The organism is Sulfurospirillum multivorans DSM 12446, assembly GCF_000568815.1.
GTDB lineage: Bacteria > Campylobacterota > Campylobacteria > Campylobacterales > Sulfurospirillaceae > Sulfurospirillum > Sulfurospirillum multivorans.
This window is the reverse complement of record NZ_CP007201.1, coordinates 2,373,716-2,394,061: the sequence shown is the minus strand read 5'-3', so window position 1 is coordinate 2,394,061 and position 20,346 is coordinate 2,373,716. Positions and strand designations below refer to the sequence as shown.

Below are 20,346 nucleotides of genomic sequence, written 5' to 3'. Positions count from 1 at the left end.
GATGATAATTTAATGAAAATAGCCATTGTTGGAACAGGGTATGTCGGGCTTTCGAACGGTATTTTATTGGCACAACATCATGAAGTGGTCGCTCTCGATATTGTTCCTGAAAAAATAGAGATGATCAATGCCAAAATCTCTCCGATTGAAGATAAAGAGATTGAAGAATACTTGAAAGAAAAACCACTCCATTTTAAAGCAACGTTGGATAAACAAGAGGCGTATGAAAATGCGGAGTTTATTATCATCGCAACACCAACAGACTATGACTCTGAGACGAATTATTTTAATACAAAGTCGATTGAGAGTGTCATTAAGGATATTTTGACCTATAATCCGAGCGCAACGATGGTGATCAAATCAACCATTCCTGTGGGGTATACCAAAAGTGTACGTGAGCGTTTCAATACTCAAAACATTATTTTTGCTCCTGAATTTTTACGTGAAGGTAAAGCCTTGTATGACAATCTTTACCCTTCACGTATTGTGGTGGGAGAGAAGAGCGAACGAGCACAAAAATTCGCAGCCTTACTCGTAGAGGGCGCTTTAAAAAAAGATATTGCGATTGAGTTTACAGAATCAACCGAAGCCGAAGCCATCAAACTCTTCGCCAACACCTACCTCGCCATGCGCGTTGCCTTTTTTAATGAGCTTGACTCCTACGCGCAGATTCATGGATTGAACACCAAAGAGATCATCGAAGGCGTTTGTTTAGACCCTCGCATTGGCAATTTTTACAACAACCCTTCCTTTGGCTATGGTGGATACTGCTTGCCCAAAGACACTAAACAACTTTTAGCGAACTACAATGAAGTGCCTAATAATCTTATTCGCGCTATTGTGGATTCCAATAGTACGCGTAAAGATTTCATTGCGGAATCTGTTGTGAAGCAAAACCCTCAAATTGTAGGTATTTACCGTCTTATTATGAAAGCAGGAAGTGATAACTTTCGGACCTCTTCGATTCAAGGTGTGATGAAACGTATTAAAGCTAAGGGAATTGAAGTCGTTGTGTATGAACCAGTTTTGGAAGAGGAGAGCTTTTTTCATTCACGCGTGGTTAAAAACTTAGATGAGTTTAAAAAAATGTGCGATGTCATTGTGGCGAATCGTTTAATGCCTGAACTTGAAGATGTCAAAGAAAAAGTGTATACGAGGGATCTATTTGGTAAAGATTAAAAAGGAAAAATGTGATTAACTTAATACTTTGCGGAGGAAGTGGCACAAGACTATGGCCTCTTAGTCGTACGTTGATGCCCAAACAGTTTGTAAAACTTTTCAATCATAAATCGCTTTTTCAGTTAACGATTGAGCGCAATAGCACTCTTTGCAGGGAGCAATTGATTGTCTCTAACACGGAACAATACTTTTTAGCGCTCGATCAACTTGAAGAGCTTAAAAAAGTCAATAATCGTTACTTACTCGAACCCATCGGTCGCAATACGGCTCCTGCTATTGCACTTGCCTGCATGGCTTTAGGTAAAGAAGAGATTATTTTAGTAACACCAAGCGATCATTTGATTAAAAACCAAGTAGCGTATGAAAAAGCGATTGTGGAAGCTGAAATCTTAGCTAAAGAAGGTTTTTTAGTGACGTTTGGTATCAAACCCACCTTTGCTGAGACAGGGTTTGGATATATTGAAGCAAGTGGCACCGATGTCAAAGCTTTTCATGAAAAACCCGATTGTAAAACGGCAGAGATGTATGTTGAAGCGGGCAATTACTACTGGAACAGTGGCATGTTCTGCTTTAAAGTGGGTGTATTTTTGAGCGAGCTTGAAGCGTATGCTCCAGAAATTTTTCTTACATGTAAAACAGCGTATGAGCATGCTAAGAGTGATGGGATGATTCGTATTCTTCATGAGGATATGCTCTTGATTCCTGAAGATAGCATTGATTATGCGGTGATGGAAAAAAGCCAAAAAGTGAAAGTGATACCCAGTGATATCGGTTGGAGCGATGTGGGAAGTTTCGATGCACTTTGCCATGAATTAGACAATGATGAGAGCAATAATTTTATTATGTCCAACAAACATGTCAGCCTCATTGATGTGCATGATCTGATTGTAATTGACACTGAAGATGCACTGTTGATTAGCCAAAAAGGGAGTTCCCAAAAGGTTAAAGAGATTGTAACGAGGCTCAAAAAAGAAAATCTTGAGCTGACAACAACCCATGCAACGGTGCATAGACCCTGGGGAACCTACAGTGTTTTAGAAGATAAACCGGGTTATAAAATTAAAAAAATTATGGTTAAACCCGGTAAAAGGCTGAGTCTTCAAAAGCATTTCCACCGAAATGAACACTGGATCGTGGTCAGTGGAACGGCAACGGTTCAAGTGGAAGATAAGACGTACATCGTAAGAGAGAATGAATCGACGTATATTAAAGCAGGAGAGATTCACCGCCTTGAAAATCAGGGTAAAATTCCTATTGTGCTGATTGAAGCGCAAGTGGGAAGCTACACGGGCGAAGATGATATTGTAAGAATAGAAGATGATTATAAAAGGGAAAATGTATGAATCAAAAAGTAGCACTTATTACAGGTATAACAGGACAAGATGGAAGTTATTTAGCAGAATTTTTACTCAAAAAAGGGTATATCGTTCATGGTCTCAAACGACGAAGTTCACTCTTTAATACCGATAGAATCGACCATCTTTACCAAGACCCCCATGTTGAAAATAGAAATCTCATTTTGCATCACGGCGATATGACTGATAGTATGAATTTAACGCGTATCATCCAAGAGACACAACCTGATGAGATCTATAATCTTGCGGCGATGAGTCATGTGGCTGTTTCATTTGAAACACCTGAATACGTTGCGAATGCGGATGGTACAGGAACGCTTCGTATCCTAGAAGCGGTGCGTCTTTTAGGCTTAGAGAAAAAAACAAAAATCTATCAAGCCAGTACCTCAGAACTTTACGGAAAAGTGCAAGAAACGCCTCAAAAAGAGACGACTCCGTTTTATCCTAGAAGTCCTTATGCTGTGGCTAAAATGTATGCCTATTGGATTACGGTGAATTACAGAGAAGCGTATGGTATGTTTGCGTGTAATGGCATTTTATTTAATCACGAATCTCCTGTGCGTGGAGAGACCTTTGTAACCCGTAAAATCACACGAGCAGCGAGTAAAATCGCGCTTGGATTGCAAGATAAACTCTACCTTGGCAATCTTAACGCAAAACGTGATTGGGGTCATGCAAAAGATTACGTGCGTATGATGTGGATGATCCTTCAAGCTCCAGAGCCAGAAGACTGGGTGATTGCAACAGGAACAACAACAATGGTGCGTGATTTTGTACGCATGGCGTTTGGATACTGTGGCATTGAGCTTGAGTTTAAAGGCGAAGGTGTGAATGAAATGGGTGTTGTAAAATCGTGTTTAAATCCACTCTATCACGTTGAAATCGGTAAAGAGGTTGTAGCCGTTGATCCACGCTATTTTAGACCAACCGAAGTTGATCTGCTTTTGGGTGATCCAAGTAAAGCAGAGCAAAAGTTAGGATGGACGAGGGAGCACAATCTTGAAGATTTGGTCAATGATATGATGAAATCTGATCTTAAACTGATGACCAAAGATGTCTACCTCAAAGAGGGTGGCTATAAAATTATGAGTTATTTTGAGTAAGGACAAACATGCGTTTATCATTTTTTGAAGTCGAATCTATTGTTATGACATTTAAAGAGGTATTTGGACAGGGAAAAATATATCTTTTTGGTAGTCGTGCAGACGATACACAAAAAGGTGGTGATATTGACCTTTTTTTGGATGTTCCTTATAGTGAAGATATCTACTCAAAAAAAACCGTGTTTTTAATCAAACTTGAAGAAAAAATAGGCGAGCAAAAAGTTGATATAGTGTTTCAAAGAGATGATACAAGGCTCATAGAGCAAGAGATTCACAAGCACAAGGTGGAATTAAATATGGATCAAATTAAACTTCAAAAATATTTTCAAGAATGTGAAAAGCATTTACAAAGAATGAAAAAAGCTTATGACGTAACGAAAGAGATATTACCCCTTTCTCATCATCAATATAGCAATTTAACAGATGAAGAAGTGAAAAATATCGATCAATTTTTATTTAGATTTTCAAAGCTACAAGATACGATAGGCGATAAAATCTTCAAACTAATTTTGCAAAATTACAATCCTGATTTTCAAAAGTTAAGTTTTTTAGATTTCTTGCATGAACTAGAAAAAAGAGAAATTCTTACCAGTGCTGAAGATTGGATACTTTTAAGAAAAGTTAGAAATAATATTGCCCATCAATATGATGATGAGCCTGAAGCGATGAGTCAAGCGATTAATGATATCTTCGCACAGTTCGATACGCTAAAACATATTTTTGAAAATTTGAAAAATAACTATAAAGTTGAGATGCCTCATGAATAAAACCAGCAAAATTTATGTCGCAGGGCACCGAGGGCTTGTGGGTTCTGCGATTGTGAAAAACCTTACATGTAAAGGGTATACAAACATCATTACACGAACCCATGCCGAGCTTGATTTGACCCATCAAGAAGCCGTCAAAAGTTTTTTTGAGCAAGAAAAACCAGAGTATGTTTTTTTAGCAGCTGCCAAAGTTGGGGGGATTGTCGCAAACAATACCTATAGAGCGGATTTTATCTATGAGAATTTACAGATTCAAAATAATGTCATTCATCAAAGCTATGTACAAGGTGTAAAAAAATTGCTCTTTTTAGGCTCAACCTGCATTTACCCTAAAAATACACCACAGCCAATGAATGAAGAATCTTTACTTACGAATGAGCTTGAATATACCAATGAGCCTTATGCCATAGCCAAAATTGCAGGTATCAAAATGTGCGAGAGTTATAATCTTCAATATGGCACTAACTTTATCTCTGTCATGCCAACCAACCTGTATGGACCTAATGATAATTTTGATCTTCAAACATCCCATGTTCTCCCTGCGCTTATTCGCAAAATTCACGAAGCAAAGCAACGTGTGGACAAAGAAGTTGAAATTTGGGGAAGCGGAAAACCAAGAAGAGAGTTTTTATACTCTGAAGATATGGCAGATGCGTGTGTTTTTATCATGGAAAAAGTTGATTTTAAAGATGTTGCGAAAGATAAAAAAGAGGTTCGCAATACGCATATTAATATTGGCACAGGCAAAGAGGTTAGTATTCAAGAATTAGCAGAATTAGTCCAAAAGGTGATTGGGTATGAAGGAAAGCTTATTTACAATACTTCAAAACCTGATGGAACCATGTTGAAACTCTGCGATTCTTCCAAATTACATGCTTTGGGTTGGAACCATAAGATGGAATTGGATGAGGGGATTAAGACAGTTTATGAGCTTTTTGTATCGCAAGGACTACAAAAATGAAAGTGTTGCTATTAGCAGGTGGATTTGGTACGAGACTTTCTGAAGAGACTGATATTCGCCCAAAACCTATGGTAGATATCGGGAGCAAACCAATTTTATGGCATATTATGAAAATATATTCTCATTATGGTTTTAATGAGTTTGTAATACTGCTTGGCTACAAAGGTTATTATATTAAAGAATTCTTCGCAAATTATTTTTTACACCAGAGTGATGTTACGATAGATATGTCTGATGGCTCTATGCAAGTACACAACAATTCCAGTGAGCCATGGAAAGTCACACTTCTTGATACAGGTCTTGAAAGTATGACAGGTGGACGAGTTAAAAGAGCTCAAGATTTTATTGGCAATGAGCCTTTTATGCTTACTTATGGTGATGGCGTAAGTGATATAAATATTGAAGAACTTGTAACCTTTCATAAATCTCATGGTAAAGCCATGACAATGACAAGTGCACAGCCAGATGGAAGATTTGGCGCTCTGAATATTGCAGATAACAGCCAAGTTACCCATTTTCTTGAAAAACCAAAAGGCGATGGTGGATGGATTAATGCAGGATTTTTTGTCTGTGAGCCTAAAGTATTTGATTATATTACAGAGGGTAATGATACTATTTTTGAGCAAACTCCTCTTCAAAATTTAGCCAAAGATGGTGAAATTTTTACATTCAAACATAATGGTTTTTGGAAGCCGATGGATACATTAAGAGATAAACAAGAATTGCAAAAGCTTTGGGATAGTGGCAAAGCACCATGGAAAGTTTGGTAATGCAACATCTTTTTGGTGGAATGTATAAAAATAAAACCGTTTTAGTCACAGGACATACAGGCTTTAAAGGCTCGTGGCTTGTTTTTTGGCTAAAACAAATGGGTGCTAATGTTATAGGTTATTCTCTATCTGCTCCTACAACTCCTAATCATCTTGAACTTTTAAAATTGGATATCGTCTCTGTTATTGGAGATATAAGAGATTTAGAAAAGCTCGATCATACATTTGATACCTACAAGCCAGATATCGTTTTTCATCTTGCTGCGCAAGCGTTAGTCAGACCTTCGTATGTAAATCCAATAGAAACCTATGAAACTAATGTGATAGGAACCCTTAAAGTCTTTGAAGCATGTCGTAAACATCAGCTTAAAGCGATTGTAAATATCACCAGTGATAAAGCGTATGAAAACAGAGAATGGGTTTGGGGATATCGCGAAAATGACCCAATGGGTGGGTATGATCCTTACAGTTCCTCCAAAGGGTGTGCCGATTTGCTAGCAACCTCTTATCGAAACTCTTATTTTAATATCAATGAATATAAAAAATCGCATCAGACACTGCTTGCAACGTGCCGAGCCGGTAATGTGATTGGTGGAGGCGATTGGGCTCACGATAGATTGATAACAGATATTATGCTCTCTGTTTCACAAGGTAAAAAAGTGAGTATTCGCAATCCAAAAGCAACCAGACCCTGGCAACACGTGCTCGAGCCTCTTAGTGGCTATTTGCAAGTAGGGCAAAAACTTCTTGAAGAAAAAGTAGCATTTGGAGAGGCTTGGAACTTTGGACCAAGTGATGAAGGAAGTATTTGCGTTGAAGAGGTTGTTTTACATGTAAAACAACATTGGGATAAAATTGACTATGAGATCAATCAAGTACCGAATCAGCTTCATGAGGCTAGTCTTTTGAAATTAGATTGTTCAAAAGCGCATATAAAGCTTCATTGGAAGGACGTTTGGGATAGCAAAAAAACATTTGAGAAGACCGTAAAATGGTATAGATCTTTCTATGAAGAAAATATAATTTTGACACAACACGATTTAGAACATTATATTAGTGATGCTGTATGTAAAAAAATTGAGTGGGCAATATAATTTATGACGGTTTTATTAAGTGGTTCAACAGGGTTTCTAGGAAGTCACCTTTTAAAGTTTTTTATTGAAAAAGGATATACGGTTGTTGCCTTAAAAAGATCAACTTCAGATACTTTTAGAATAAAAGATTATTTGGACAAAATCCATTGCTATGATAGTGATAAAATAGATTTGTCAGAAATTTTTCAAAACCATATTATTGATGTTGTGATTAATACGGTTACAAATTATGGAAGAAAAGATACAAAACCCTCTTTAATTGTAGAAACAAATTTATTATTTGGATTAAAGTTACTAGAAGAATCTTTACATGTAAAAGTTAAAGCCTTTATCAATACTGATACGTTGCTTGATAAAAATATTACGATGTATGCACTTTCAAAAAACCAATTGGTTGATTGGATGAAATTTTTATCAAGTTCAGATACTAAGATGATTAATGTGAAGATAGAACATATGTATGGAGTAAAAGATGATGAAAATAAATTTATCTATTGGTTTATTCATCAACTAAAACAAAATGTAGAGAAAATAGATTTAACTTCAGGTACTCAAAAACGAGATTTTATTTATATCTCTGATATCGTTAATGCATATGAAATAATTCTAAAAAATATGAATTGTTTTTCAAGTTTTGAAGAATTTGAGTTAGGAACAGGAGAGAGTATTGAAGTAAGACAGTTTGTAAATCAAATTGTAAGAGAGTTCAAAAGAAAAAAAGATATTTCTACAAAACTAAATTTTGGAGCTATCCCTTATCGTGAAAATGAAAATATGATGATGCAAGCAAATATTTCAAAGCTCGAACAATTAGGTTGGCAACCAAAAGTTGTAATTGAAGATGGAATAAAAAGAATTTTACAGGATATAGAATGACAAAAGAACAGCAACTCAAACAAGAAATTTTAGAAAAAACTAAAGAGTATTATGAACTTGTTCATAAAAAAAGCCAAAATAAACCCTTTGTTGCAGGAGAGAGTCGCGTTAATTATGCAGGACGTGTCTTTGATGAAAAAGAGATGGTCAATCTGGTTGATAGTTCCCTTGATTTTTGGTTAACGTATGGGGATTATTCGAAAAAGTTTGAAAAAGAGTTAGCAAAGTTTTTACATGTAAGATGGGCGTTCTTAGTCAATAGTGGCAGTTCTGCCAATTTGTTGGCTTTTTATGCACTGACATCACCCTTGCTCAAAGAGAGACAAGTCAAACGTGGCGATGAAATCATCACCGTAGCTGCGGGTTTTCCAACCACTGTAGCTCCTATTGTCCAATATGGTGCAGTGCCTGTTTTTGTAGATATGGAACTCACACACTTTAATATTGATGCTACACAGTTAGAACAAGCACTGAGCCCAAAAACAAAAGCAGTGATGATAGCGCATACGTTAGGAAATCCTTTTGACATCAAGGCTGTCAAAGCCTTTTGTGATAAACACAATCTTTGGCTCATTGAAGATAATTGTGATGCCCTTGGTTCTATGTATGATGGTAAACTCACCGGCACATGGGGAGATATTGGAACGAGTAGTTTTTACCCACCGCATCATATGACGATGGGTGAAGGTGGCGCAACATATACGGATAATCCGCTTCTTAAAAAGATTATGCTTTCTATGCGTGATTGGGGAAGAGATTGTTGGTGTGAGAGTGGGGTAGATAATACGTGCGGGTGTCGTTTTATCCAGCAGTTTGGAAGTTTACCTCAAGGGTATGACCATAAATACGTCTATAGCCATTTTGGCTTTAATCTCAAAGTTTCAGACATGCAAGCAGCCGTTGGATGTGCGCAACTGGAGAAATTCCCTAGTTTCGTCGAAAAAAGGAAAGAGAATTTTAAAAAGCTTTACAATGGACTCAAAGATGTTCAAGAATTAACCTTTGTTGAGACGCAACCACTGAGTGATCCAAGCTGGTTTGGTTTTATAATGACACTGAAGGAAGGTGTGAAGTTTTCTCGTAATGATCTCGTCGAATACCTTGAAAACAACAATATTCAAACGCGCAATCTGTTTGCTGGTAATATGCTACGACATCCCCTATTTGAGTCACTTGAAAAAGATAAAGACTATAGAACTGTAGGGTTACTTCCAAATACAGACAAGATTATGAATGATAGTTTTTGGATTGGACTTTACCCTGGAATGGGCGATGATGCTATAGCGTATATGATTCAGAAAATTTGTGATTTCATTATTTCTAAGAGATAAATTTTGTCGATGATTATTTATATTTCTAAATGTTATATTACAAGTTATTGAGCATGACGATCAATAAAGTAGTATTTTTTGAAATTATATTTTTTAGAAGTCTCAGTATTGTACTGCAACTCGTATTTTTGAAATTGTATTCAAACTATTTAAGTGTTTATGAGTTAGGAATATATTATCTTTTGGTTACGCTTTCATATTCAATCAATGCTTTTTTATTAGTTCCTTTAGATTATTTTCAGCAATCAAAGTTACATTATTTAAAGTCAGCACAAAAATCATTAAGGTCATTTTTACCACTTAATAAACAGATATTTTATATTGTTGTATTTTTAATGGTGCTTACTGAATGTACAATATTTTTTATTGATTCTTCTTTACTTTTTACTGTATTACTCATTTTCTTATTATCACCATTATTCTATTTTAATACAGTAGTCCGTGGCTTTTTAAATAATTTGGATTATAGGCGAAATGCCATTTATACACTTGTTGGAGAAGGATTTATAAAGATAAGTTTTTTCTTATTACTGATTCAATATTTTAATGCTTCAGCAGTTCTTTTATTAGTGGCAACGATATTAGCAACTTTTTGTATAAGTGTCATTTTATATTTACTTTTACGGAAAAAAGAAGAGTATTTAATACCTGAAAAAGCTACGTTTAGCTCTCAAGAAGTCTTTCACTTTTCATATCCTATATCCATTAGCGCCATTATCAATTGGATCCAAATGCAGGGCTATAGGGTATTGTTGGCGCCGCTAGGCTATATTGAAATTATGGGGTTATATACAACCGTATCAAATGTGGGGCAAAGTGGCATGAATGCAGCATCTGTTATTTATTCACAATTATTTGTTCCAAATCTCTATAAAACAAATGGAAAAGATATCTTTGGATATACTAAAATAGCATTTGGTGTTATTTTAGTAGTCATTTTGGTTAGTACATTTTTTTCAAAAGAAATTGTTACACTACTAACAAACTCATTTTTTTCTCAATATTCCTATTTAATTTTTTATGGGATATTAGCGGAAGGAAGCAATATGATAATAGGTGGTCTATCTATTTATCTTATGATTCATAACTTAACCGCAAAAACGATTGTAGCCTCATGGGCAGGGTTAATAACGTTTATCGTCTCTTTTGGATTTTTATATTTTTTGAATATTTTTTCAGTTTGGACAATCGGTCTTCCTATTATATTTTCGCAGTTAGGCGTCGTTATCTATATGATCTACTTAGTATTTTATAAATACAAAAAAGGATGTGAAATTGAATAATCTTACATTTGTTATTTTTACGTTTAATGAAGAGAAGCGTATTGAGCGCGTTATAAAGAACTTTCAACAATTTGGTGAAATCCTACTAGCAGATAACAAATCAACCGATAAAACGACAGAAATAGCGCATCGTTATGGGTGCAAAGTATTTACAAGAGAAAAAGAATATGAATATGTTGAAAATCAGGAATTGGTAGATTTTCTCTACGATCAAATTTCGACGGAATGGTTGTATTTTGGTTTTGCAGATGAAATGCTTGATCAAAAAACATTGGTTGAAATTCAAAAAATTATTGCATCTAATCGTTATGAAGTGATTAGCATTGATCGTAAAAATTATTTTTATGGTCAATTCTGTCATGATGCTTTTAATGCTCGCACCAATAAAATATTTAAAAAGCATGCGATTGATTTTACCGACAATCCTATTCATGGTTTTGGTAAATGTATTGTTCCTTCGGAGAAAGTTTATTATTTAGAAGGTGCTTTTTTTGTACATCATTTTATTAGTAATACGGCAGCATCGTATCTGAATGTCATTAATAGATATACTGAGACTGAAATGCGCTTTGGTTATACCGAGAAAAAAGGACTATGGTATCCTTTGGCTTTAGTTGGATACTACTTTCTAAAACAGTATATTTTAAAAAAAGGTTACAAGGCAGGATTCGCGGGGCTTTCTCTAACGCTATTAATGATTTTTTATGCTTTTGTGAAAAATATGAAAGTGTATGAGAAAAATCATGATTTATCCACAGCAACCATTGAAGAAGCTAATGATAAGCATCGTGATCTTATTTTGGAAAATATGGCATGATTCAAAAAATAATGCTCTTTTTGCAATTACCTTTTTATGAAAAATGCAATTATCTTGCTTTAGTATGGGCAAAAGTCAAAACGTATACTTTGTATAAGTATGCATTAAAAGCATTGGGAAAATCGTGCATTATTAAAAATCCATTGTTACTCAAAAATGCTCACTATATCACACTTAAAGATCGTGTGATTGTTCGTGACCATGCAAGGCTTGAGTGTATCGCCCAAAAAGGCAATCAAATCTTTACACCACATCTGATTCTTGAAGAAGGTGTTTCGATAGAACAGCGATGTCATATAACGGCTGCAGATGAGCTAATAGTTGGGAGAAATACAACGCTTTTATTCGATGTTATGATAACTGACATAGACCATAACTATCAAACTTTGAATGTTCCCATCGCACAGCAAGCTTTACATGTAAAGAAAACAAAAATTGGTGAAAATTGTTTTCTTGGAAGTGGCGTCAAAATTCAAGCAGGTACTATTCTCGGGAAACATTGTGTGGTAGGTGCCAACGCCGTAGTCAGAGGTGAATTTCCTGATTACTGTGTCATTGTTGGAATCCCTGCAAAGATTGTAAAACGTTATGATGTTATAACAAAACAGTGGGAAAAAACAGATGCTAAAGGAAATTTTAAAGATGAAATATAAACATATCTTAATCACAGGTGGAGCAGGTTTTATCGGTTCAAATTTAAGTTTAAAGTTGATTGAAAAAGGTTATAGCGTTACAGTTCTTGATAATCTTTCGCCTCAAATTCACAGTGAAAATTCTCCTTTATATCACTCTATTAAAGACAAAGCCAACTTTATTCACGGTACGGTTTTAAATTATGATGATTGGAAAAAAGCATTAGAAAACATTGATGTAGTGGTGCATTTAGCTGCTGAAACAGGCACGGGACAATCCATGTATGAGATAGAAAAATACACCGATGTTAATGTCAAAGGTACTTCTATCTTTTTAGATATTTTGGCAAATGAAACACATAGTGTCAAAAAAATTGTTGTTGCATCTTCACGGGCGATTTATGGTGAAGGAAAGTATACATGTAAAGAACATGGTACAGTTTATCCTATTGCGAGACTTGATAATGATATGGCACATGGGAATTTTGGTGTTCAATGTCCTTATTGTCAACATGAAGTTACTTTACAGCCAACCGATGAAGAGAGTAAAATCCATCCTACTTCTATTTATGGCATTACCAAACATGTTCAAGAGCAAATGTTTATGTTGATGGGGCAATCTTTAGGTATTCCTTCTGTTGCCTTTAGGTATCAAAATGTCTATGGTGCAGGGCAGTCACTTTCAAATCCATATACTGGCATACTTTCCATATTCTCAACACGAATTAAAAATGGCAATGATATTGCTATTTTTGAAGATGGGCTAGAAAGCAGAGATTTTGTGTATGTGGATGATGTGGTTGATGCTACCATTTTAGGCATCGAAAAAGATGAAGCTAATGGTGAAGTCTTTAATGTTGGACTGGGGCAAGCCATTGATGTCTTAACCGTTGCAAAGACGTTGATCAATGCGTATCAAAGTGATTCAAAAGTCACTATAACAGGTAATTACCGTTTAGGTGATATTAGACATAACTATGCGGATTTAACAAAAATAGAGCAAAAACTTGGTTTTAAACCAAAAGTTTCTTTTGAAGAGGGTATTAAAAGATTCACATCATGGGTTGAGAATCAGGAAATTATGGAAGATAATTATGAAAAAAGTATTGTTGAAATGAAAGAAAAAGGGCTCTATAAATGAGTGTATTACCTAAATTAGGACTTGTAACAGTGCTCTATAATGGTATAGAAGTTTTGGAAGGTTTTTTTGAAAGTCTTTCAAAACAGACTTATACGAATTATGTACTGTATGTGATTGATAATTCACCCAATGATGATGCTCTCAATGAAGCAATGCGATTATCTAAGGATTATGCAATCCCTGTCGAATTTATCAATAATAATGCAAACTTAGGCGTGGCAAAAGGGAATAATCAAGGTATTTTCAAAGCATTAGAAGAGCAGTGTGATTATATACTTTTACTCAATAATGACATTGAATTTCCAGAAGAGACCATTTCATTGATGGTGGATTATGCCCAAACCAAACATGAGCCAATTATTGTGCCAAAAATTTATTATTATGGCACATCAAAATTATGGATGGCAGGTGGGGAAATCCTGACATACAAGGCACTAACACCTATGAGGGGTAATCAAGAAGAAGATGTTGGAGACTATAATAGTATTGAATATATTGGATTTGCGCCAACATGTTTTATGTTGCTCTCTTGTGAAGTTTTTCATAAAGTTGGCATGATGGATGAAAAATATTTTGTCTATTATGATGATACAGACTTTATTTACAGAGCACAATTAGCGGGTTATAAAATCGTATATTTTCCTCAAGCAATTGTACAGCATAAGGTTAGCATTAGCACAGGTGGTGCAAACAGTCTTTTTTCTATCTATTATACAACACGTAATCGCCTCTATTTTATTGGTAAAAATTTTAATTTGATGCAAAAAATGATCTCCTTATTCTATTTTTATTCAACACGAATTATTAAATATGTTCAATATGGATCAAAAGAGCGTAAAGAACTGTTACGAGCACTAATGGACGGATGGAAATTATTAAAACAATGAAATTATTTTCATACTACTTAAATAAGTTTTCGCTTCGATTAATGATGAATTATCTTTATACGAAATTGTTTTATCAGCAGAGTCGGATTATTCGATTACCTTTTTATGTCCGAGGCCGTCGCTATATGAATCTTGGGAAAAGACTCACAACAGGTGTTGGGTGCCGTTTAGATGCCTTCCCAAGTGAACCCAAAATAGTTTTACATGTAGGAAATGATGTTCAGATAAATGACTATGTGCATATTGCTGCAATTGAATCTATTACGATAAAAGATCGTGTTTTAATTGCGAGTAAAGTATTTATTACGGATCATAATCATGGAAGTTATGGCGCTAATCATATTCACACTTCTCCTTTGGTTCCTCCTCTTGAGCGGGCTCTTTCTTCTTCTGCCGTCATTGTTGAAGAAGATGTATGGATAGGTGAATTTGTATCTATTTTACCTGGCGTTACGATAGGCAAAGGAAGTATCGTTGGTACGATGTCTGTTGTCACGAAAGATATACCGCCTTTTAGCATTGCACTAGGATCTCCTGCCAAAGTGATTAAGCAATTTGATTTTGAAAAAAATGAGTGGGTTAGAGTGTGAAAACGATTATAATTTCTGGGATTAACTTTATACAAGGTGGTCCACTCTCTATATTTCAAGATTGTCTCAAAGCCTTGGATGGTCATTTAACCAAAACCTATAAAATTTATGCTTTGGTGCACAGTAAAGAGCTTTTCCCTTCTTTTCCAAACATTGAATTTATCGAATTTCCGAAATCAACGAAGTCTTATGTGTATCGACTTTACTATGAGTATGTGTATTTTAAAAAGTTATCTAAAGTGTTAAAACCATATCTTTGGTTGTCTCTTCATGATATTACCCCTAATGTTGAAGCTTCAATACGAGCAGTCTATTGTCATAACCCATCGCCTTTTTTTAAGATTACAAAAAAAGAGTTGTTCTTAGATCCAAAATTTGCACTTTTTTGTTGGTTTTATAAATGGCTGTACAGGATCAATATCGAAAAAAATGACTTTGTTATTGTTCAACAAGAGTGGCTTCGTCAAAAATTTAGAGCAATGTATCCGATTCGAAATTGCGTTGTTGCTTATCCAAACATTGTTTTAAAAACAGAGCCTATGATATCTTCTCAAAACCAAAAGCATATTTTTTTCTATCCTACTTTTCCGAGAGTTTTCAAAAACATAGAAATCATTGCCGAAGCAATTTTGCTTTTAGAGGATAAGTATAAAGCAAAGCTTGAAGTTATCGTAACAGTTGATGGTACCGAAAATAGATATTCGCGATGGATTGTTCAACACTATGGTTCAATTCCTGAGTTAAAATTCATAGGACTTCAGAGTAGAGATAAAGTGTTCAGTTTGTATCAATTAGCAGATGGTTTGATCTTCCCTTCTAAACTTGAAACATGGGGATTGCCAATCAGTGAATTTAAAATGTTTCAAAAACCAATCTTTGCTGCTGATCTGGAATATGCGCATGAAACGGTGGGCTCATATGATAAAGTGCAATTCTTTCCGCCACAAGATGCCTTTTCTTTAGCCAATTTAATCAAACAGTATATCGATGAAACATTGGTGTATGAACCTCATGTGAATGAAAAGCCAAAAGGTATTGCTTCTCATACATGGCAAGAACTTTTTGAAATCCTTTTAGGTGAAAAGCATGACTAACCCTGCTATTGCTATTTTGCTAGCGGCTTACAATGGGAAAGCCTACATAAAAGAGCAGATTGACAGTATTCTAAATCAAAAAGATGTTGAGGTAACGATTTTTCTTAGTATTGATACATCACGCGATGGAACACGAGAATGGATAGAAGCGTCTTATCCCGATAACTCTCAAATAATGATATTAGAGGATATAGGTCGTTTTGGAGGTGCCGCAAAAAACTTCTTTCGTCTTATTCGTGATGTTGATTTTACGCCGTATGATTTTATTGCTTTTGCAGATCAGGATGATATTTGGTACCAAGATAAGTTAAGTCGCGCAATCCAAAAATTAAATGAAACAAAATCTGATGGATATTCTAGCAATGTCTTAGCCTTTTGGGAAGATGGACGTGAAAAGTTGATTGTAAAGTCACAGCCACAATGTCAGTATGATTACCTCTTTGAAGCAGCAGGTCCTGGATGTACCTATGTTCTAACACAGGCTTTAGCAGTACATGTAAAGCAGTGTATTTGTCAAAAATGGGATTTGGTTAATACTCTATGGTTGCATGATTGGTTTTGCTATGCATATGCAAGAGCTAATGGTTTTCATTGGGTAATTGAGGAAAAGCCAAGTATGCGATATCGTCAACATACAAACAATCAAGTTGGCGTCAATCAAGGGTTGAAAGCTTTTTTGTATCGCTTGAAAAAAATTTTATTTGGTGGTGCAATTGCTCAAGCGAAAACAATTGCTATTATTATAGGCATGGGTGAACAACCGTTTGTGAAGGAATGGTCGCCTTTAGATAAAATTGGCTTTTTTAAGCTCGCTTGGCATGCACAAAAATGTCGAAGGAAGCCCAAAGATAAATATTTATTTTTCTTTGCGTGCCTTTTGATAAGTATTTTTGGCGGTCAAAAATGAATCTTATATTAACAGGAGCTCGTGGCTTTATTGGGAGTTATTTTCAAAAGCAGTATGCTTCAAAATATGCTATTCAGCCTTTTTCTTTTGTCAATGATGAGGTGGAAACTTTACATGTAAACGATGTGGAGATAGTCATTCATCTCTCCGCATTAGTGCATCAGATGGGCGGAGCAAGTGATATGGCTTATGAGAAAGTCAATGTTGATCAGACGCTACAGTTAGCGCATAAAGCAAAAGAGAATGGCGTTAAACAGTTTATTTTTATGAGTACGGTTAAAGTGTATGGTGAAGAGAGTGCTATTGCATATACCGAAACAAGCCCATGTTTCCCTGAAGATGCTTATGGTAGAACTAAATTGAAAGCTGAGCAAGAGCTTCAAAAATTGGCTGATGAAAATTTTGTTGTTTCTATTATCCGTACGCCTATTGTTTATGGTAGTGGTGTTAAAGCAAATATGCACAATTTGATCAAACTGATTGACACAATGCCACTCTTGCCTCTAGATGGTATTGATAATAAACGGAGTCTCGTTTTTATTGGGAATTTATGTGCATTACTTGATACGATTATAGATCAATGCAAAGGCGGTATCTTTTTAGCAGGTGATGATGTACCTCTTTCGACTACGGAGTTAATACAAGAACTTGCCAAAGCTAAAAAGAAAAAACTTTTTTTGATCCAACTACCTTTGTTTGCGAGATTTCTAAAATGGGTTAAGCCCTCTTTTTATAAAAGATTATTTGAGAGTTTAGCCGTAGATAACAGCAGGACAAAAGAAGTTTTACATTTCAAAAACCCTTATTCGACGCAGGAAGGTATTGCCATGATGATACAAGGTACTGTGCAATGATTTATCTTTTTATCTTTATGGCTTCACTTTTTTTAACCTACCTTATTCGCACATATGCTCTTAAAAAATCATTACTTGCCACAGTTAATGAGCGTAGCTCTCATACAACACCAACACCGCATGGTGGAGGCATTGCTATTGCTGTGACATGGTTCTTAGGGCTTGTTTATCTTTTTACATGTAAAGAAATTGAGCCCACCTTATTTTATGCGCTACTGTGTGGAAGTTTGCTCTCGGTTGTAAGTTATTTTGATGATCTGTATGAATTATCGCCAAAATTAAGGCTCTTGGTGCAAGCGGGTGTCAGTGTTGCAGGGCTTTATGTACTTGGTGGACTTGAGCAAATTGATTTTGGGTTTTGGATGATTGAAAATCCATTGATAACCAATGTTTTAGCTTTTTTGGGAATCATGTGGTTTATCAACCTCTATAATTTTTTGGATGGCATTGACGGTTATGCTGGAAGTGAAGCGATCTTTTTAGCCATCGCAGGATGGCTCTTGTTCGGAGGGGATCATTTCTTAATTTTAGTAGCTTCTGTCGCTGGGTTTTTAGTTTGGAATTGGCATAGGGCTAAAATTTTCATGGGTGATGTTGGCAGTACACTTTTGGGTTATACGGTTGCTATTTTTGCCCTTTATTATCAAAACAGTGGATTTTCCATTTTTATTTGGATTATTCTTTTTGGTCTTTTTTGGTTTGATGCAACCCTCACGCTTATACGTCGATACAAAAATCACGAAAAACTTTCACAAGCGCACCGTAAGCATGCTTATCAGCGTTTGGTACAAAGTGGCATTTTGCATGATCGCGTTGTCTTTTTTGCACTTGGAATTAATCTTGTTTTATTGATTTTAGGGTATAGTGCGTTCACTCAACCAAGCAACGCAATGGGGTATTTTATGGTAGCAATTTTAGTGCTTTACGGTGCTGTGAAGATGGTGGATAAACGAAAGAAGTTTGAATAATGTTTGCAATTGATAAACGCATTTTAAATCTTTTAGTCATCATCACATTAACATTCATTACCTTTTTATGGACCTATTGGATTTTTCATTATCCTGTGCAATTTGAAGTGATTGGTGTGGTCATTGTTGTACGTATTATCGCTTCCATATTTCTTTTTAAAGACTATTCACTCTCTTGGTCAAAAGTGACACAAAAGACTTTTTTATTGAAAAGTCTTGTTTATATTGTCGCCTTTTGTGTTTATGCGCCACTGTTTTATACCCATGTTCGTTTATCGCTCATGCTCTCAGAGCTTTTCTTTTATCTTTTTTCGATCACCTTTGTGATGTACCTCTACTATTTTTGGATCAACCATAGTCGTACCCATAAAGATAAAACATTGGTGATTTATGGTGCGGGGAAATCAGGTTTAAAACTTGAAGAAGAGTACCGCAATACAGCGTATAAAATGCGTTATTTTGTGGATGATGACATAAGGCTTCAAAAGCGTAGCATTGATAGTGTTCGTATTATCTCAAAAGATGAGCTCAAAGAAAAATTGAGTGAAAATAAATACGATCTTCTTTTAATCGCGATCCCTTCCACATCTGCAAAAAACATCAATGCAATTTATGAAGAGCTCAGACCTTATTTTCATGAGATTAAAATCTTACCTTCCTTAGATACGATTTTATCGGATACTTTTTTATCCCATCAACTTAAAGAGATTACGGTTGAGGATCTTTTAGCAAGGCATCCTAAAGATCTTGATAAAATGAAAATTTCGCAGTTTATCAAGGGTAAAACAGTTATGATCACGGGAGCTGGGGGAAGTATTGGCAGTGAGATTGTTCGCCAATGCCTTAAATATGGAGCTAGAAAGCTCATCTTGATTGATCACAGTGAATTTAATCTGTATCAATTGATGGAAGAGTTGCAAAGCGATAAATTGGTACCGATTATGCAAAGTGTGCTGAATGAATCCTTAATGGATAAAGCTTTTGATACGTATAAACCTGAAATTGTCGTGCATGCAGCTGCTTACAAACATGTTCCTTTGGTCGAATCCAATGTGGAAGAGGGCATTTTAAACAATGTCTTAGGAACAAAAATTTGTATTGATCTTTCGATCAAGCATGGAGTTCAAAAATTTATTTTAATCTCTACCGATAAAGCGGTACGACCAACGAACGTTATGGGGACGACCAAACGCATTTGCGAACTTTATGCTCAAAATGTGGATGCGAAAAAAACACACATCGTAGCTGTTCGTTTTGGCAATGTTCTTGGCAGTAGCGGTTCTGTGATTCCAAAGTTTAAGGCGCAAATTGAAAAAGGCGGACCTATTACGGTAACGCATCCTGAAATTACGCGTTATTTTATGCTCATTCCCGAAGCGTGTGAATTGGTGCTTCAAACAGGGGCTATCGGCGAGAACGGAGAGCTTTTTATCTTGGATATGGGAGAGCCTGTCAAAATTGCTGATTTGGCACAAAAAATGATCGATCTCTCGGGTAAAAAAGAGATTGTGATTGAATTTACAGGGCTTCGTCCTGGTGAAAAACTGTATGAAGAGTTACTCATCCATGAGAGCGATAAAAAGACAGCCTATGAGTCAATTATGGTCACAAACAAAACACCGTATGCGATTGATAAACTCTGTACTGATATCGAAGAACTGTTTACATGTAACGATAAAATAGCAAAATTAAAAGAGATTGTTCCTGAATTTAATCATAATGCACACTAGGGATCGG

The 20,346-nt window shown here is 35.6% G+C and carries 20 protein-coding genes; all 20 read left to right on the top strand.

What is annotated here, in order from left to right; translation table 11 throughout:
• Positions 1-12 precede the first annotated feature (12 nt).
• The 20 genes from SMUL_RS12370 (at position 13) to pglF (ending at position 20,339) form a co-directional block, all read left to right on the top strand.
• Entirely contained in the window at positions 13-1,179 is a 1,167-nt protein-coding gene (locus SMUL_RS12370; RefSeq protein WP_025345571.1) for a nucleotide sugar dehydrogenase, read from the top strand.
• An 11-nt stretch (positions 1,180-1,190) separates the two neighbouring features.
• Positions 1,191-2,522 carry a mannose-1-phosphate guanylyltransferase/mannose-6-phosphate isomerase gene (locus SMUL_RS12365; protein WP_025345570.1) on the top strand — a complete coding sequence of 444 codons (1,332 nt, stop codon included), beginning with the start codon at positions 1,191-1,193 and terminating at the stop codon, positions 2,520-2,522.
• Entirely contained in the window at positions 2,519-3,637 is a 1,119-nt protein-coding gene (gmd, locus tag SMUL_RS12360) for a GDP-mannose 4,6-dehydratase (protein ID WP_025345569.1), read from the top strand. The genes SMUL_RS12365 and gmd overlap by 4 nt, the downstream gene beginning before the upstream one ends.
• A gap of 8 nt (positions 3,638-3,645) precedes the next feature.
• A complete protein-coding gene (locus SMUL_RS16765) occupies positions 3,646-4,404 on the top strand; it encodes a nucleotidyltransferase domain-containing protein (protein ID WP_025345568.1) in 759 nt (252 codons plus the stop codon).
• Complete coding sequence (locus tag SMUL_RS12350) at positions 4,397-5,365, top strand: GDP-L-fucose synthase family protein (RefSeq protein WP_025345567.1); 969 nt, start codon at positions 4,397-4,399, stop codon at positions 5,363-5,365. The genes SMUL_RS16765 and SMUL_RS12350 overlap by 8 nt, the downstream gene beginning before the upstream one ends.
• On the top strand, positions 5,362-6,135 hold the full coding sequence (gene rfbF / locus SMUL_RS12345) for a glucose-1-phosphate cytidylyltransferase (protein WP_025345566.1): 774 nt from the start codon (positions 5,362-5,364) through the stop codon (positions 6,133-6,135). The genes SMUL_RS12350 and rfbF overlap by 4 nt, the downstream gene beginning before the upstream one ends.
• Positions 6,120-7,229 (top strand): CDP-glucose 4,6-dehydratase, encoded by a 1,110-nt coding sequence (gene rfbG, locus SMUL_RS12340; RefSeq protein ID WP_223809705.1) that lies wholly within the window; start codon positions 6,120-6,122, stop codon positions 7,227-7,229. Before rfbF ends, rfbG begins: the two co-directional genes overlap by 16 nt.
• Before the next feature lie 3 nt (positions 7,230-7,232).
• On the top strand, positions 7,233-8,105 hold the full coding sequence (locus tag SMUL_RS12335; RefSeq protein WP_025345564.1) for an NAD-dependent epimerase/dehydratase family protein: 873 nt from the start codon (positions 7,233-7,235) through the stop codon (positions 8,103-8,105).
• Positions 8,102-9,436 carry a lipopolysaccharide biosynthesis protein RfbH gene (gene rfbH / locus SMUL_RS12330; protein ID WP_025345563.1) on the top strand — a complete coding sequence of 445 codons (1,335 nt, stop codon included), beginning with the start codon at positions 8,102-8,104 and terminating at the stop codon, positions 9,434-9,436. Before SMUL_RS12335 ends, rfbH begins: the two co-directional genes overlap by 4 nt.
• Before the next feature lie 53 nt (positions 9,437-9,489).
• Positions 9,490-10,719 (top strand): hypothetical protein, encoded by a 1,230-nt coding sequence (locus SMUL_RS12325; RefSeq protein WP_148295301.1) that lies wholly within the window; start codon positions 9,490-9,492, stop codon positions 10,717-10,719.
• Positions 10,712-11,536 (top strand): glycosyltransferase, encoded by an 825-nt coding sequence (locus SMUL_RS12320; protein ID WP_025345561.1) that lies wholly within the window; start codon positions 10,712-10,714, stop codon positions 11,534-11,536. The genes SMUL_RS12325 and SMUL_RS12320 overlap by 8 nt, the downstream gene beginning before the upstream one ends.
• Positions 11,533-12,189 carry an acyltransferase gene (locus SMUL_RS12315; RefSeq protein ID WP_025345560.1) on the top strand — a complete coding sequence of 219 codons (657 nt, stop codon included), beginning with the start codon at positions 11,533-11,535 and terminating at the stop codon, positions 12,187-12,189. Before SMUL_RS12320 ends, SMUL_RS12315 begins: the two co-directional genes overlap by 4 nt.
• Positions 12,179-13,309 (top strand): SDR family NAD(P)-dependent oxidoreductase, encoded by a 1,131-nt coding sequence (locus SMUL_RS12310; protein ID WP_025345559.1) that lies wholly within the window; start codon positions 12,179-12,181, stop codon positions 13,307-13,309. The genes SMUL_RS12315 and SMUL_RS12310 overlap by 11 nt, the downstream gene beginning before the upstream one ends.
• Positions 13,306-14,196, top strand: coding sequence for a glycosyltransferase family 2 protein (locus SMUL_RS12305; RefSeq protein ID WP_025345558.1), 891 nt, complete (start codon positions 13,306-13,308; stop codon positions 14,194-14,196). Before SMUL_RS12310 ends, SMUL_RS12305 begins: the two co-directional genes overlap by 4 nt.
• Positions 14,197-14,321: 125 nt before the next feature.
• Complete coding sequence (locus SMUL_RS12300) at positions 14,322-14,786, top strand: LbetaH domain-containing protein (protein ID WP_223809704.1); 465 nt, start codon at positions 14,322-14,324, stop codon at positions 14,784-14,786.
• Complete coding sequence (locus tag SMUL_RS12295) at positions 14,783-15,880, top strand: glycosyltransferase (RefSeq protein ID WP_025345556.1); 1,098 nt, start codon at positions 14,783-14,785, stop codon at positions 15,878-15,880. The genes SMUL_RS12300 and SMUL_RS12295 overlap by 4 nt, the downstream gene beginning before the upstream one ends.
• A complete protein-coding gene (locus SMUL_RS12290; protein WP_025345555.1) occupies positions 15,873-16,787 on the top strand; it encodes a glycosyltransferase in 915 nt (304 codons plus the stop codon). The genes SMUL_RS12295 and SMUL_RS12290 overlap by 8 nt, the downstream gene beginning before the upstream one ends.
• Positions 16,784-17,641 (top strand): NAD-dependent epimerase/dehydratase family protein, encoded by an 858-nt coding sequence (locus tag SMUL_RS12285; RefSeq protein ID WP_025345554.1) that lies wholly within the window; start codon positions 16,784-16,786, stop codon positions 17,639-17,641. Before SMUL_RS12290 ends, SMUL_RS12285 begins: the two co-directional genes overlap by 4 nt.
• Positions 17,638-18,609: an MraY family glycosyltransferase gene (locus SMUL_RS12280; protein ID WP_025345553.1), complete on the top strand. Its 972-nt coding sequence runs from the start codon at positions 17,638-17,640 to the stop codon at positions 18,607-18,609. The genes SMUL_RS12285 and SMUL_RS12280 overlap by 4 nt, the downstream gene beginning before the upstream one ends.
• On the top strand, positions 18,609-20,339 hold the full coding sequence (gene pglF / locus SMUL_RS12275; protein WP_025345552.1) for a UDP-N-acetylglucosamine 4,6-dehydratase (configuration-retaining): 1,731 nt from the start codon (positions 18,609-18,611) through the stop codon (positions 20,337-20,339). Before SMUL_RS12280 ends, pglF begins: the two co-directional genes overlap by 1 nt.
• The last annotated feature ends 7 nt before the right edge of the window (positions 20,340-20,346 follow it).